A 12,747-nucleotide genomic window follows, 5' to 3' on the forward strand; every position below is an offset into this window, starting at 1 on the left:
TGGCCCCATAAACAAATGGTGATCGCGTTCTTTGGGAACAGTTCACACTTGGCACAAAGCCAAATTGTGTACCATAGTGGACGCAGTGGAAGGCAGGGGAGAGCTTTCCGGGGAGGACTAAGTGGCGAAGGCCGCAAGCCAGATTGAAATGCCAATCGGCGTCGTCGTGCGCAAAACACCCGGTGTAACCCGCTGGGCGAAGTGGAACTGGCGCGCTGTTGCCGTGTTGCCCGGTGCCGGGCCTGCGGACTGGCAGGAACTGCGCCGCGAGGGTGAGGCTGTGGAGTATCACGCCGCCACCCTTCCCCTGACCTTGTGGGCCGATGAGACCGAAGCCTACATGGTCAACCTCTCAGACGGCCAGCCCTCGATCTACCTGATTTTGCGCGACGCGCTGGATGGTGAACGGCCGATGGATGCGGTGCTGGTCACGGCGTCTCCGTTCGAGGGGCAGGATTATGCGGATACCGGCGAAGAGATCGTCGAAAAAATCCCGATGACCGAAGGGCTGGTTGCCTGGGTCCGGGATTTCGCATTGGAACATCACCGCGATGAGGTTTTCGTCAAACGCCGCCGCGACAAGAAGCGCACCGATCTGGTCGAGGACGGCAAGGGCGATGCCCGTATCCGTCAGGCCTCGGACGTCTACCGCGCGCCGCGGAGGATCGTGCAATGACACAAGCCCGCGATTTCTGGTCCCGCCGCAAAGCCGCTGTTCAAGCCGAAGCCGAGGCCGAGGTTATCGCTGCGGAAGAACAGGCCGTCGCCGCGCAGCAGGCCGAGCTGGACGAAAAGTCGGACGCCGAGATACTGGCCGAGTTCGACCTGCCCGATCCCGATCAATTGCAAGCCGGGGATGATGTCTCGGGCTTTATGGCCAAGGCGGTACCCGACCGTCTGCGCCGGCGTGCACTGCGGCGGTTGTGGCGACTGAACCCGGTGCTGGCCAATGTGGACGGGCTGGTCGATTACGGTGAGGATTATACCGACGCGGCCTGCGTTATTGAAAACATCCCCACCGCCTATCAGGTCGGAAAGGGCATGTTGGCCCATATCGAGGCGCTGGCGGCAGAAGCCGAAGAGATCGAACCAGAACCCGTCACTGAGGAACCAGAGCCAGAGGCGATGGATGAGCCAACGCCTGAACCGGTTATCATGGCAGAGGCGGAAGACCCCGAAGAGGTTGACCTGCCCCCCACCCCGCGCCGCATGAAATTTGAGTTTGAAGGATAACCACATGACCGCAAGCGAAGCGCAAAAAATGGATGTCTCAGCCGAGGATCGCCTGCGTGCGGATTTCTACAATTTTCTCGGGTTGCTGCTGGCAGCTCCGCCGGATCAGATGCTGTTGAACCAGGTCGCCGGTCTGACCGGGGACGACACCGATCTGGGTCAGGCCATTCGGGCCATGGCGCGGGTGGCCAAGGTGACCAAACCCGCTGCGGCGGAACGGGAGTTCAACGCTTTGTTCATTGGACTGGGCCGTGGAGAGTTGCTGCCCTATGCCAGTTTCTACCTTACGGGTTTCCTGAACGAAAAACCCTTGGCCCAGTTGCGCAATGACATGGTCGCCCGTGGCATAACTCGTGCGCAGAACGTCTATGAGCCCGAAGACAACATCGCCTCGCTGATGGAGATGATGGCGGGCATGATCGTCGGCCGCTTTGGGGCGCCTGCCTCTTTGGAAGATCAGAAAGCGTTCTGGGGCAAACATATCGGCCCTTGGGCCACACATTTCTATTCGGATTTGGAAGCTGCTGAAAACTCGGTTCTCTATGCCTCGGTCGGCACCGCCGGTCGGGTGTTCATGGAGATTGAGCGCGAGGCGTTCCGAATGACGGCGTAAACCGCCACTCGCCGGTGCCCATTGGGTGCCAGACCGCAATTGGGACAGGAGGAGCCCATGAGCAAGACCAAGGAAGAAGGCGCGACGCGACGCGACTTCCTCAAACTGGCCGGAACCGCAGCGCCCGCTGCCGTTGCCGCCGCCACCCTGACCGGGAAAGCCGAAGCAGCCGAGCTGCCGACGGACGACACCCGGATGCAGGATACCGCGCATACTCGCGCCTATCTGGAAAGCGCCCGGTTCTAAGATCGGACGGTTTCAAACCTGACGGACGGTTGCGATTGGCCCTGACGTCGGGATCAGCAGTACCAAGCCAGCCGTGGCTGACACGGCGCGCAAGGGAGGAAAGAAATGCTTAGGAAAAAGACCAACGGGGTTGCGAGACGCCCCCAGCGGACAAGTATCCTGTCCCAGGTCGGCGAGAAAACCGTCGATCGCCGCGCATTCCTGCGTGGCTCGGGCCTGACGATCGGCGGCCTTGCCGCGATCAGCGCCACGGGTGGAACCGTGACGCAAGCCAGCGCCCAAACCGCGGCAAATGCCGCCGTTGAAAATATCAAATCCGTATGCACCCACTGCTCGGTCGGCTGTACCGTCGTTGCCGAAGTGCAGAACGGCGTCTGGATCGGGCAAGAGCCCGGTTGGGACAGCCCGTTCAACCTGGGAGCGCATTGCGCCAAGGGGGCCTCGGTTCGCGAGCACGCCCATGGCGAGCGCCGCCTGAAATACCCGATGAAGAAAGAAGGCGGCGAGTGGAAGCGCATCAGCTGGGAAGAAGCGATCAACGAGATCGGCGACGGCATGATGAAAATCCGCGAGGAATCCGGGCCGGACAGCGTGTACTGGCTGGGTTCAGCGAAGCATAACAACGAACAGGCCTATCTGTTCCGCAAGTTCGCGGCCTACTGGGGCACGAACAACGTGGACCATCAGGCCCGTATCTGCCACTCGACGACCGTGGCGGGTGTTGCGAATACATGGGGCTATGGCGCCATGACCAATTCGTATAACGACATCCATAACTCTCGGGCCATCTTCATCATCGGCGGCAACCCGGCCGAGGCGCACCCCGTCTCGCTGCTGCATGTTCTGCGCGCGAAAGAGCAGAACAACGCGCCGCTGATCGTCTGCGACCCGCGCTTTACGCGCACCGCGGCCCATGCGGATGAATACGTCCGCTTCCGCCCCGGTACAGACGTTGCGCTGATCTGGGGTATCCTGTGGCACATCTTCGACAATGGATGGGAAGACAAAGAGTTCATCCGCACCCGTGTCTGGGGCATGGACCAGATTCGCGAAGAAGTTGCCAAGTGGAACCCCGATGAGGTCGAGCGCGTCACCGGTACGCCCGGCTCGCAACTGCGCCGCGTTGCCCGCACGATGGCCAACAACCGTCCCGGCACGGTGATCTGGTGCATGGGTGGCACGCAGCACACCAACGGCAACAACAACACCCGTGCCTACTGCGTGCTGCAGCTAGCGCTTGGCAACATGGGCACCTCGGGTGGTGGCACCAACATCTTCCGCGGCCATGACAACGTGCAGGGCGCGACGGACCTTGGTGTTCTGTCCCACACCCTGCCCGGCTACTATGGCCTATCCAAAGGCGCCTGGGGTCACTGGGCCCGCGTCTGGGGTGAAGAGCCTGAATGGCTGGCTGGCCAGTTCGCCACGATCAAGGACAAGGAAGGCAAGGACAAACCGCTGCAGAATGAGCGCGGCATCCCGGTCTCCCGCTGGATCGACGGTGTTCTGGAAGACCCGGCAAACATGGATCAGGACAACAACGTCCGCGCCATGGTTCTGTGGGGTCACGCTCCGAACTCGCAAACGCGGGGTCCGGAAATGAAGACGGCGATGGAGAAGCTGGACATGCTGGTCGTGATCGACCCGTATCCCACCGTCTCGGCCGTTCTGCATGATCGCACCGATGGCGTCTATCTGCTGCCGGCCTGTACGCAGTTCGAAACCCGTGGCTCGGTCACGGCCTCGAACCGGTCGCTGCAATGGCGCGACAAGATCGTCGAGCCTCTGTTCGAAAGCCTGCCGGACGAGGTCATCATGGCCAAGTTCGCCAACAAGTTCGGCTGGGCGGATCGGTTCTTCCGCAATATCGAGATGGAAGACCCCGAAACCCCCAATGTTGAAAGCATCACGCGTGAGTTCAACAAAGGCCTCTGGACCATCGGCTATACCGGTCAGTCGCCGGAACGTCTGAAAAGCCATATGGCCAACCAGCACACGTTCGACAGAACCACGCTGCAAGCCATTGGCGGACCCAATGACGGCGAGTATTACGGCCTGCCCTGGCCCTGCTGGGGAACGGCTGAGATGGGCCATACGGGGACACCGAACCTGTATGACATGTCCAAGCCGGTGGCCGAAGGCGGCCTGACCTTCCGCGCCCGTTTCGGGGTGGAACGCGATGGCGACAACCTGCTGGCCGAAGGGGTCTATAGCGTCGGGTCGGAAATTCAGGATGGATACCCCGAATTCACGATGCAGATGCTGATGGACCTTGGCTGGGATGGCGATCTGACGGCCGAGGAACGCGCGGCCATCGACGCCGTTGCGGGACCAGAGACCAACTGGAAAACCGACCTGTCGGGCGGCATCCAGCGGGTAGCGATCGAGCATGGTTGCGCGCCCTTCGGGAACGCCAAGGCCCGCGCGGTCGTCTGGACCTTCCCGGATCCGATCCCACTGCATCGCGAGCCGCTCTATACCAATCGGCGCGATCTGGTCGAGGACTATCCGACCTACGAGGACCGACAGGCTTATCGCCTGCCCACCCTTTACGCCTCGATCCAGAAGAACGACTTTTCAAAGGATTACCCGATAATCCTGACGTCTGGTCGTCTGGTCGAGTATGAAGGCGGCGGCGAGGAAACCCGGTCGAACCCGTGGCTGGCCGAACTGCAGCAGGACATGTTCGTCGAGATCAACCCCCGCGATGCCAACAACCTTGGCATTCGTGACGGGCAACAGGTCTGGGTCGAAGGTCCGGAAGGCGGCAAGGTCAAGGTAATGGCGATGCTGACCAACAGGGTCGGTGCCGGCGTGGCCTTCATGCCGTTCCATTTTGGCGGCCATTTCCAGGGTCAGGATTTGCGGGACAAATACCCCGCAGGCGCTGATCCCTATGTGCTGGGTGAAAGTTCCAACACCGCCCAGACCTATGGCTACGATTCAGTGACCCAGATGCAGGAGACCAAAGCGACTCTCTGCAAAATCTCGGCAGCGTAAGGAGAACGATAATGGCTAGAGCAAAGTTTCTCTGCGACGCTGAACGCTGCATCGAGTGCAACGCCTGCGTCACCGCGTGCAAGAACGAGCACGAGGTCCCATGGGGCATCAACCGCCGCAGGGTGGTGACGATCAATGATGGCAACCCGGGCGAACGCTCGATATCGGTGGCCTGTATGCATTGTTCGGATGCGCCCTGCATGGCGGTGTGCCCGGTCGACTGCTTCTATCAGAACGAAGAAGGGGTCGTCCTGCACTCCAAGGACCTGTGCATCGGTTGTGGTTACTGCTTCTACGCGTGCCCGTTCGGCGCGCCGCAATACCCGCAGGCTGGCAACTTCGGATCGCGCGGCAAGATGGACAAATGTACCTTCTGCGCCGGCGGCCCCGAGGAAACGCACTCGACCGCAGAGTTTGCCAAATACGGTCGCAACCGGATCGCCGAGGGCAAACTGCCCCTCTGCGCCGAGATGTGTTCCACCAAGGCCCTGCTTGCCGGTGACGGCGACGTGGTCTCGGCCATCTACCGCGAGCGCGTCGTCGCGCGCGGGTTTGGCTCGGGCGCGTGGGGTTGGGGCACCGCCTACGACCAGAAAGACGGCTGATCCGTCTGTGTGAAAAACAGGTGACCCGCCCGCGCGGGTCGCCTGCTTTGGAATTTTGACCGAGGTTCAGATGTTCCGCTTATTCATCGCATTCCTGCTCACCCTGGGGTTAACCGGCGCCGCCCTGGCGCAGTCCACCGGGGCCGAAGCCACGGCCGAAGAACGCGCCCAAACCGGCGGAGCGACCACGCTTGAGGATATTCTTGCCCGACAACGCGGTGAGAATGTGGACAACAGCTATCGCTCGGACAACACCGGACAGGGCAATGCCGAAGGGTTGTTGGGTCAGTTGGGGACACGCGGCGTTGCCTCGGACAGCGACGTTTATCGCGCGATACGATATGGCTCGGCGGACACCACCGTTTCATCCAAAGGCCCCGCAGCGGGGGTTCTGATCCAAGATGGCGGCATGTGGTGGCTGAACTTCCGCACCGGGCCGCTGCGCGAATACGGCACTTACATCCTGGGCGGGATGGTCGCCATCATCGTTCTGTTCTTCCTGATCCGTGGGAAAATCCGCATTGACGGAGAAAAAACCGGCCGCACTGTCACCCGTTTCAGCGGATTTGAACGTTTCGGCCATTGGCTGTTCGCCGGGTCTTTTCTGGTGCTGGGGGTAACGGGGCTGCTGACCCTCTATGGTCGTGATTTCCTGATCCCGATTTTCGGAAAAGAGGGGTTTGCGACCATCGCGCAGGGCTGCAAGTGGCTGCACAACAACCTCGCCTGGTCCTTCATGCTGGGGCTGATCATCGTCACCGTGAACTGGATCGCCCACAACTTCCCGAACCGCACCGACCTGAAATGGCTGGCTGCCGGAGGGGGGCTGTTCACCAAAGGCAGCCACCCGCCCGCCAAGAAATTCAACGCGGGCCAAAAGGTGATCTTTTGGGCCTGCATCCTGCTGGGCGTGTCAATCAGCCTGTCGGGCCTGTCCCTGCTGTTCCCGTTTGAGCTGCCGATGTTTGCCAAGACTTTCGAGGTCGCAAACGCCACGGGCATTCCGCAGATGCTGGGTTTGAACCTGCCGACGCAGATGTCACCGCAGGAGGAAATGCAATACGCCCAAGTCTGGCACGTGATGGTCGCCTATGTGTTCATCGCCATCATCATCGCCCATATTTACCTCGGCTCGGTCGGGATGGAAGGCGCCCTCGATGCGATGGGATCGGGTGAGGTCGAAGAGCAATGGGCGCGCGAACATCACTCGCTGTGGCTGGAAGAGGTTCAGGAAAAGGAGGCCGGCAAGGCTGCGGCCTCTCCCGCTGAATAGATGCGCCGGCTGGTTCTGGCGCTGGCGCTGGTTCCCCTGCCCGCTTTGGCCGAGTTCTTCACGCTCAAAGGTCACGGCGGGCCGATCATGGGGATCGCCGCTGCGCCCGACGGGCGGATTGCGACGGCCAGTTTCGACAATTCGGTTGGCCTGTGGTCGGACCGCAAGCCGGAGTGGCTGCAAGGGCACGAGGCCGCCGTCAACTCTGTCGCCTTCAACGAGCGCGCAATCTATTCGGCAGGGGATGATTTCACCCTGCGCCGCTGGCCGGGCGGAGAGGTAGTCGGCCAGCACAAGGGCAAAATCGTGGGGCTTGCGGCCTCGAAAACCCATGTGGCCACCGCCAGCTGGGACGGCACCATCGGACTGTGGCCCGAAGATGGCTCGGCCCCGCAAGTGCTTGACGCGGGCAGCGGCGTGAACGCGGTGACGTTTTCCCCGGATGGCGCCGCGTTGTATTCGGCGGGCATGGACGGAACGTTGCGGGTTTGGGATGTGGCCAGCGGGCAGGAAGCCCGACGACTGGTCGAACACGGCTTCGGCATCAACGAACTGGTTCTGAACGCCTCCGACAACTGGATCGCCTATGGCGCGGTGGATGGCGTCACGCGCATTCTGGATCTGGCCACCGGCGAGGTGCGCGACTTTACCCTCGACCGCCGCCCGATTCTGGCGTTGGCGCTGAACCCGGATCGCAACCTGTTGGCAGTAGGCGATGGTCAGGGATACATCATGGTGATCGACACCGTCGAATGGCGCATCGCACAGGATTTTCGCGCCACCCTGCGCGGGCCGGTCTGGGCATTGGCCTTTTCTGCCGACGGCCAGAATCTCCACGCTGGCGGCCTTGATGAGGCGATGTACAGCTGGCCCGTCACCGCGCTTGGCGATCAGGCACAGATGGCCGCCGCCGAACCCAGCTTTCTGAAGAACCCCGACGAGATGAGCAACGGAGAACGTCAGTTCGCCCGCAAATGCTCGATCTGCCATAGCCTGACGCCCGACGGGCAACGGCGCGCGGGCCCGACCCTGTTTGGTATCTTTGGACGCAAGGCGGGTACATTGCCGGGATATTTCTACTCGGACACGCTGCAGGACTCTGATATCGTTTGGAATGACGAAACGATAAATGCTCTTTTCGATCAGGGACCTGACCACTACATTCCGGGATCAAAGATGCCAATGCAGCGGATCACACAGGCCCAGGACCGCGACGACATGATCGCCTTTCTACGCCGTGCGACAGCACCGGAAAACGAAACCGGAGGAGACCAATGAAAGCCTTTCTTGCCGCCTTGGCCGCAATGGTCGTTATCACTGTCGCGGCACCCTTCACATTGCAACAGATCGGGTTCAGCGCTGCGGATGCGGGCTCTGGTTCGGCGGTGCGGCTCGACTGAATGTCCGAATACCTGACGACCAAAGAGCTGGCCGACCTGCTACGCATTGGCGAGCGCAAGGCCTATGACCTGGCTTCCTCTGGCGAAGTTCCCTGCGTGCGTGCCATGGGCAAGCTGTTGTTCCCCCGCGCCGAGGTCATTGCCTGGCTGAACGCCTCCCGCTCGGGGCCACAGGTGGCGGAACCACCCCTGCCGCCGATTGTCGCTGGCAGTCACGACCCGCTGCTGGACTGGGCCTTGCGCGAAAGCGGCTCGGGTCTGGCTACCTACTATGACGGTTCGTTCGATGGTCTGAATCGCCTGAAGGATCGCAGTGCGCAAGCCGCTGCGTTGCATATTCACGAAGACGATGGGTTCAACACGCAGGCTCTGCACGACAAGCTGGGCGAGGCGCCGGTTGTCCTGTACGAAATCGCACAAAGGCAGCGCGGGCTCCTGCTGGCCCCCGGTATCACCGGTATTTTTGGCTTTGCCGACTTGAAAGGCCGGCGGGTGATCCTGCGTCAGGACAGCGCCGCCAGCCAACGGCTGTTCGACATGCAACTCGAAGCCCACGACCTGACGCGCGAGGATCTGGACACCCTGCCCGCCTGCGCCCGCACCGAGGAAGAACTGGCCATTGCCTTGCATGACAGCAAAGCCGAGGCCGGGTTCGGATTGGGCGCTTTAGCGGGGCTTTATGATTTGGGTTTTGTCCCAACCCACTCCGAACGCCTGGATCTGGCGATCTGGCGTCGGGCCTATTTTGATGACCCAATGCTCAAACTGCTTGGATTCGTGCAATCGGACCGTTTTGCCACCCGCGCCGCCGAGTTCGGAGGTTATGATCTGTCCGGTCTGGGCACGATCCACCACAACGGTGCAAGTGGCTGATATTCAGTCGAACTCCTTCATCTTTTCAAAAATACTCTCGCCGAAGGCATTGGCCGCAGGCCAATTCAGTCCGCGTTGGGAAAGAATAGCTGCTGGCCTTCCAGCTTGTAGGACTCAATCGCCGCCTGCCCGTCGGGCCCAATTAGCCAATCGACGAACCTTTGCCCCGCAGCAGCCCGCACACGCGGATGTTTTTCGGGGTTCACAAGGATGACGCCGTATTGGTTGAACAAACGCGGATCGCCTTCGACCAGAACCTCGAGACTATCTTTATTTCCAAAGGACTGCCACGTGGCGCGATCGGTCAATACGTAGGCCCCCATCCCGCTGGCCACGTTCAGCGTTGCCCCCATACCTGATCCCGTTTCACGATACCACTCGCCGGACGCCGTGGTCGGATCGGCACTTGCGGCGCCCCACAGGCGCATCTCGGCCTTGTGGGTGCCGCTGTCATCCCCGCGCGAGGCAAACGGCACTTCGGCCTCGGCCACGGCGCTCAGGGCCGCTACGATATCCGCACCGCCCTTAATTTTGGCCGGGTCCGATTTCGGCCCTACCAAGACGAAATCGTTATACATTACGTCGAACCGCTCAACGCCCCAACCATCCGCGACGAACTGCTCTTCGGCGTCCTTGGCGTGCACCAGCAACACGTCACCATCTCCGTTGATCGCATTGCGGATCGCCTGTCCGGTGCCGACCGCAACGACACGTACGTCGATGCCCGTCTCGGCCTCGAACCCTGGCAGGATGTAATCCAACAGGCCCGAGTTCTGGGTAGATGTGGTCGATTGCACGACGATAAACGGCTCTTCGGCGCTGACCGACGTTGCGGTCAGGCCAAGGGTTACCAATGCTGCCCGAACAATATTCCGGATCATTTCGATCTCCGTATTTTTTGATTAAGTCACCAGCCCACCGGCCAAATACCGACGCGAGGCGTCACTTTCGGGGGCATCCAGTACCTGCATGGCGGCCCCATGTTCAACCACATGGCCACCCTGCATCATCACGATATCGGCAGCCAACCGCCGAGCCTGCCCGATATCATGCGTGACCATGACAATGCGAACCCCACGGGTCGAGGCGCGCAGGATCATCCGTTCGATCATCTGCGTCGCGCCTGGGTCCAGCGCGCTGGTGGGTTCGTCCAGAAACAGCGTTTCGGGGTCCAACGCGAGCGCGCGCAGGATGGCCAGCCGTTGTGCTTCGCCACCGGACAGGGACCGCGCGGATTGCCGGGCCTTGCCGTCCAGCCCGCCTTCTGCCAGCAGCTCCTTGATACGGGCTTTGCGAGTGCTGCGGGGCAGACCCTGCCGTTTCAGCACAAAGTCCAGATTGGCCGCGACCGACCGGCGCAGCAGCACAGGCTGCTGAAACACCATCGCCTGCCGTGCCTTGTGTTCGGCGTTCAGGACCACTCCGTCCTGCCGGACCTGCCCGCGATCGGGCATGATCAGCCCGTGCAGACAGCGCAACAGCAGACTTTTGCCCGAACCATTCGGCCCGAGGATCAAGGTCGGCCCCGGTCCGTCCAGCGACAGATGCTGAACATCCAGCAACGCCTTGCCCTTGCGGGTGATCCGCACCCCATCCACCGACAGGCAGCTTGCCATTTCATGGACCAGATCACGCATGGCGCAACCCCTCCTGCTCGGCCCGCAGGCTGAGCGTGCTGACCATGGCATTCACCGCCACGGCGATGCCGATCAGGATAGCCCCAAGCGCCAAGGCCAGCGCCAGATTGCCCTTGGACGTCTCAAGCGCGATGGTCGTGGTCATCACCCGGGTCACGTGGTTGATGTTGCCCCCGACAATGATGACCGCGCCGACCTCGGCAATTGCCCTGCCAAACCCGGCCAGCAACGCCGTCACCAACGCCAGCCGCGCGTCCCACAGCAGCACCGGCACCGAGGCCAGCCGCGACACACCCAGTGACCGCAGCTGTTCCGAGTATTCCTCGGCCAGCATCTCGACCACTTGACGGGTCAGCGCCGCAACAATGGGCGTGACCAGCACGACCTGAGCAATGATCATCGCCGTCGGCGTATAAAGCAGCTCCAGAACGCCCAGCGGCCCCGAGCGCGACAGCATCAGATAGACCAGCAGCCCCACAACAACCGGTGGGAACCCCATCAGGGCGTTCATCAGCACGATCACAGCCCGCCGCCCCGGAAACCGTGCAACCGCGAGCGCGGCCCCGACCGGCATCCCGATCACAGCGGAAATCAGAACGGCGAAGATGGAAACTTTCAGGGACAACAGCACAATTGCCCACAGCTCTGCATTCCCTTGAAGGATCAGAGATAAGGCTGAACTGAATTCTGATGCAAATCCCTGCATTTTCTTCCTGATGATCGGCATTTCGTATGAAATGCACCTAGTTACAAGATAATACTAACTTGACGGCGCACTAAGTACAGACACGTTTCCGACATTTGCAAAAGAAAACGCGGCCCCGAATGGGACCGCGCGTGTTCAAGGATTGCGAAGGGATCAGTTCAGAGCCCCATCCGTGATCTGATGCGTCCAGGCGCCTTCGGGCTGTTTGGTGATCACCGGATCAGACCCACCAGCCAGCAGAGTCCCAACCGTGCGTTCAAAATCCGCCGGGTCCAGCGCGCCGTTTGAACCGGCGGTCAACTTGGCGATTTCACCCATCATGCGCTTCTGATGCTCTTCGGTCTGGGCACCGGTGGCATCGTTCTCCAGCACGATATCTGCGGCCTCGTCCGGGTTTTCCTCGGCGTATTTCCAGCCTTTCATCGAGGCGCGGACGAAACGCTCCATCTTATCGGTGAAGGCCGCATCGCTGAGGTTTTCTTCCAGAACGTACAGGCCGTCTTCCAGCGTGGCGACGCCCTGATCTTCGTACTTGAAGGTCACCAGTTCATCGGGGTTTACGCCTGCGTCGATGACCTGCCAGTATTCGTTATAGGTCATGGTGCTGATGCAATCGGCCTGACGCTGCAGCAGAGGATCGACGTTGAAGCCTTGCTTCAGAACCTCGACGCCGCTTTCACTTTTGCCACCGGTGTCGATGCCCAGCTGGCTCATCCAGCTCATGAACGGGAATTCGTTGCCAAAGAACCAGACACCCAGCGTGCGGTTTTTCAGATCCTCGGGCGAGGAGATTCCGGCATCCTTCCAGCAGGTCAGCATCATGCCCGAGCTTTTGAACGGCTGCGCGATGTTCACCAGCGGCAGACCCTTTTCGCGCGCGGCCAGTGCGGCAGGCATCCATTCAACTGTTACGTCGGCACCGCCACCCGCGATCACCTGCGTTGGGGCAATGTCGGGCCCACCGGGCAGAATGGTGACGTCCAGCCCCTCTTCCTCATAGAACCCTTTGTCCTTGGCCACGTAATAGCCCGCGAACTGCGCCTGGGTGACCCATTTCAGCTGCAATGTCACCTCATCCGCCGCAAGCGCCGCGCTGGCTGCCAGGCTGAAGGCGGCAACCGCCCCGCTGAGTAGCTTGTTCATCTTCATATCTCCTAGTTG

At 61.1% G+C, this 12,747-nt stretch carries 14 protein-coding genes; 10 read left to right on the forward strand and 4 right to left on the reverse strand.

The window, feature by feature from the left end; translation table 11 throughout:
* Nucleotides 1–121: 121 nt before the first annotated feature.
* The 10 genes from ACR0DO_RS01505 (at nucleotide 122) to ACR0DO_RS01550 (ending at nucleotide 9,243) form a co-directional block, all read left to right on the forward strand.
* Nucleotides 122–676, forward strand: a complete 555-nt coding sequence (locus ACR0DO_RS01505; protein WP_480556286.1) for a DUF3305 domain-containing protein — start codon at nucleotides 122–124, stop codon at nucleotides 674–676.
* Nucleotides 673–1,233, forward strand: coding sequence for a DUF3306 domain-containing protein (locus ACR0DO_RS01510; protein WP_480556287.1), 561 nt, complete (start codon nucleotides 673–675; stop codon nucleotides 1,231–1,233). The genes ACR0DO_RS01505 and ACR0DO_RS01510 overlap by 4 nt, the downstream gene beginning before the upstream one ends.
* A 4-nt stretch (nucleotides 1,234–1,237) precedes the next feature.
* Nucleotides 1,238–1,846 carry a TorD/DmsD family molecular chaperone gene (locus ACR0DO_RS01515; protein ID WP_480556288.1) on the forward strand — a complete coding sequence of 203 codons (609 nt, stop codon included), beginning with the start codon at nucleotides 1,238–1,240 and terminating at the stop codon, nucleotides 1,844–1,846.
* A gap of 57 nt (nucleotides 1,847–1,903) precedes the next feature.
* Nucleotides 1,904–2,092, forward strand: coding sequence for a ubiquinol-cytochrome c reductase iron-sulfur subunit N-terminal domain-containing protein (locus ACR0DO_RS01520; RefSeq protein ID WP_480556289.1), 189 nt, complete (start codon nucleotides 1,904–1,906; stop codon nucleotides 2,090–2,092).
* 105 nt (nucleotides 2,093–2,197) lie between these two features.
* Nucleotides 2,198–5,092: a formate dehydrogenase subunit alpha gene (locus ACR0DO_RS01525; RefSeq protein ID WP_480556290.1), complete on the forward strand. Its 2,895-nt coding sequence runs from the start codon at nucleotides 2,198–2,200 to the stop codon at nucleotides 5,090–5,092.
* Nucleotides 5,093–5,103: 11 nt separating this feature from the next.
* Entirely contained in the window at nucleotides 5,104–5,697 is a 594-nt protein-coding gene (gene fdh3B, locus ACR0DO_RS01530) for a formate dehydrogenase FDH3 subunit beta (protein WP_170324620.1), read from the forward strand.
* 70 nt (nucleotides 5,698–5,767) lie between these two features.
* On the forward strand, nucleotides 5,768–6,970 hold the full coding sequence (locus ACR0DO_RS01535) for a formate dehydrogenase subunit gamma (RefSeq protein ID WP_480556291.1): 1,203 nt from the start codon (nucleotides 5,768–5,770) through the stop codon (nucleotides 6,968–6,970).
* Nucleotides 6,971–8,248, forward strand: a complete 1,278-nt coding sequence (locus tag ACR0DO_RS01540) for a c-type cytochrome (protein ID WP_480556292.1) — start codon at nucleotides 6,971–6,973, stop codon at nucleotides 8,246–8,248. It begins immediately after the preceding gene.
* Nucleotides 8,245–8,370: a hypothetical protein gene (locus ACR0DO_RS01545; RefSeq protein ID WP_480556294.1), complete on the forward strand. Its 126-nt coding sequence runs from the start codon at nucleotides 8,245–8,247 to the stop codon at nucleotides 8,368–8,370. Before ACR0DO_RS01540 ends, ACR0DO_RS01545 begins: the two co-directional genes overlap by 4 nt.
* On the forward strand, nucleotides 8,371–9,243 hold the full coding sequence (locus ACR0DO_RS01550; protein ID WP_480556296.1) for a substrate-binding domain-containing protein: 873 nt from the start codon (nucleotides 8,371–8,373) through the stop codon (nucleotides 9,241–9,243).
* A 65-nt stretch (nucleotides 9,244–9,308) separates the two neighbouring features.
* Here the strand turns inward: ACR0DO_RS01550 and ACR0DO_RS01555 are convergent, their stop codons facing one another.
* The 4 genes from ACR0DO_RS01555 to ACR0DO_RS01570 all read right to left on the reverse strand — a co-directional run bounded on the left by ACR0DO_RS01555 (nucleotide 9,309) and on the right by ACR0DO_RS01570 (nucleotide 12,729).
* Nucleotides 9,309–10,124: an ABC transporter substrate-binding protein gene (locus tag ACR0DO_RS01555; protein WP_480556298.1), complete on the reverse strand. Its 816-nt coding sequence runs from the start codon at nucleotides 10,122–10,124 to the stop codon at nucleotides 9,309–9,311.
* 21 nt (nucleotides 10,125–10,145) lie between these two features.
* The gene (locus ACR0DO_RS01560) at nucleotides 10,146–10,880 is read right to left on the reverse strand and encodes an ATP-binding cassette domain-containing protein (RefSeq protein WP_480556300.1); all 735 of its coding nucleotides are present in this window, start codon (nucleotides 10,878–10,880) and stop codon (nucleotides 10,146–10,148) included.
* Nucleotides 10,873–11,586 (reverse strand): ABC transporter permease, encoded by a 714-nt coding sequence (locus ACR0DO_RS01565; RefSeq protein WP_480556301.1) that lies wholly within the window; start codon nucleotides 11,584–11,586, stop codon nucleotides 10,873–10,875. Before ACR0DO_RS01565 ends, ACR0DO_RS01560 begins: the two co-directional genes overlap by 8 nt.
* Nucleotides 11,587–11,739: 153 nt before the next feature.
* Nucleotides 11,740–12,729, reverse strand: coding sequence for an ABC transporter substrate-binding protein (locus tag ACR0DO_RS01570; RefSeq protein ID WP_480556302.1), 990 nt, complete (start codon nucleotides 12,727–12,729; stop codon nucleotides 11,740–11,742).
* Nucleotides 12,730–12,747: the final 18 nt, after the last annotated feature.

Source organism: Ruegeria sp. AM9 (assembly GCF_056540565.1).

Excerpts from the sequence above, each read along its gene's own strand:
- ACR0DO_RS01510 (WP_480556287.1), top strand. The coding sequence starts at position 673 with ATGACACAAGCCCGCGATTTCTGGTCCCGCCGCAAAGCCGCTGTTCAA.
- ACR0DO_RS01515 (WP_480556288.1), top strand. The coding sequence starts at position 1,238 with ATGACCGCAAGCGAAGCGCAAAAAATGGATGTCTCAGCCGAGGATCGC.
- ACR0DO_RS01520 (WP_480556289.1), top strand. The coding sequence starts at position 1,904 with ATGAGCAAGACCAAGGAAGAAGGCGCGACGCGACGCGACTTCCTCAAA.
- ACR0DO_RS01525 (WP_480556290.1), top strand. The coding sequence starts at position 2,198 with ATGCTTAGGAAAAAGACCAACGGGGTTGCGAGACGCCCCCAGCGGACA.
- fdh3B (WP_170324620.1), top strand. The coding sequence starts at position 5,104 with ATGGCTAGAGCAAAGTTTCTCTGCGACGCTGAACGCTGCATCGAGTGC.
- ACR0DO_RS01535 (WP_480556291.1), top strand. The coding sequence starts at position 5,768 with ATGTTCCGCTTATTCATCGCATTCCTGCTCACCCTGGGGTTAACCGGC.
- ACR0DO_RS01540 (WP_480556292.1), top strand. The coding sequence starts at position 6,971 with ATGCGCCGGCTGGTTCTGGCGCTGGCGCTGGTTCCCCTGCCCGCTTTG.
- ACR0DO_RS01545 (WP_480556294.1), top strand. The coding sequence starts at position 8,245 with ATGAAAGCCTTTCTTGCCGCCTTGGCCGCAATGGTCGTTATCACTGTC.
- ACR0DO_RS01550 (WP_480556296.1), top strand. The coding sequence starts at position 8,371 with ATGTCCGAATACCTGACGACCAAAGAGCTGGCCGACCTGCTACGCATT.
- ACR0DO_RS01555 (WP_480556298.1), bottom strand. The coding sequence starts at position 10,124 with ATGATCCGGAATATTGTTCGGGCAGCATTGGTAACCCTTGGCCTGACC.
- ACR0DO_RS01560 (WP_480556300.1), bottom strand. The coding sequence starts at position 10,880 with ATGCGTGATCTGGTCCATGAAATGGCAAGCTGCCTGTCGGTGGATGGG.
- ACR0DO_RS01565 (WP_480556301.1), bottom strand. The coding sequence starts at position 11,586 with ATGCAGGGATTTGCATCAGAATTCAGTTCAGCCTTATCTCTGATCCTT.
- ACR0DO_RS01570 (WP_480556302.1), bottom strand. The coding sequence starts at position 12,729 with ATGAACAAGCTACTCAGCGGGGCGGTTGCCGCCTTCAGCCTGGCAGCC.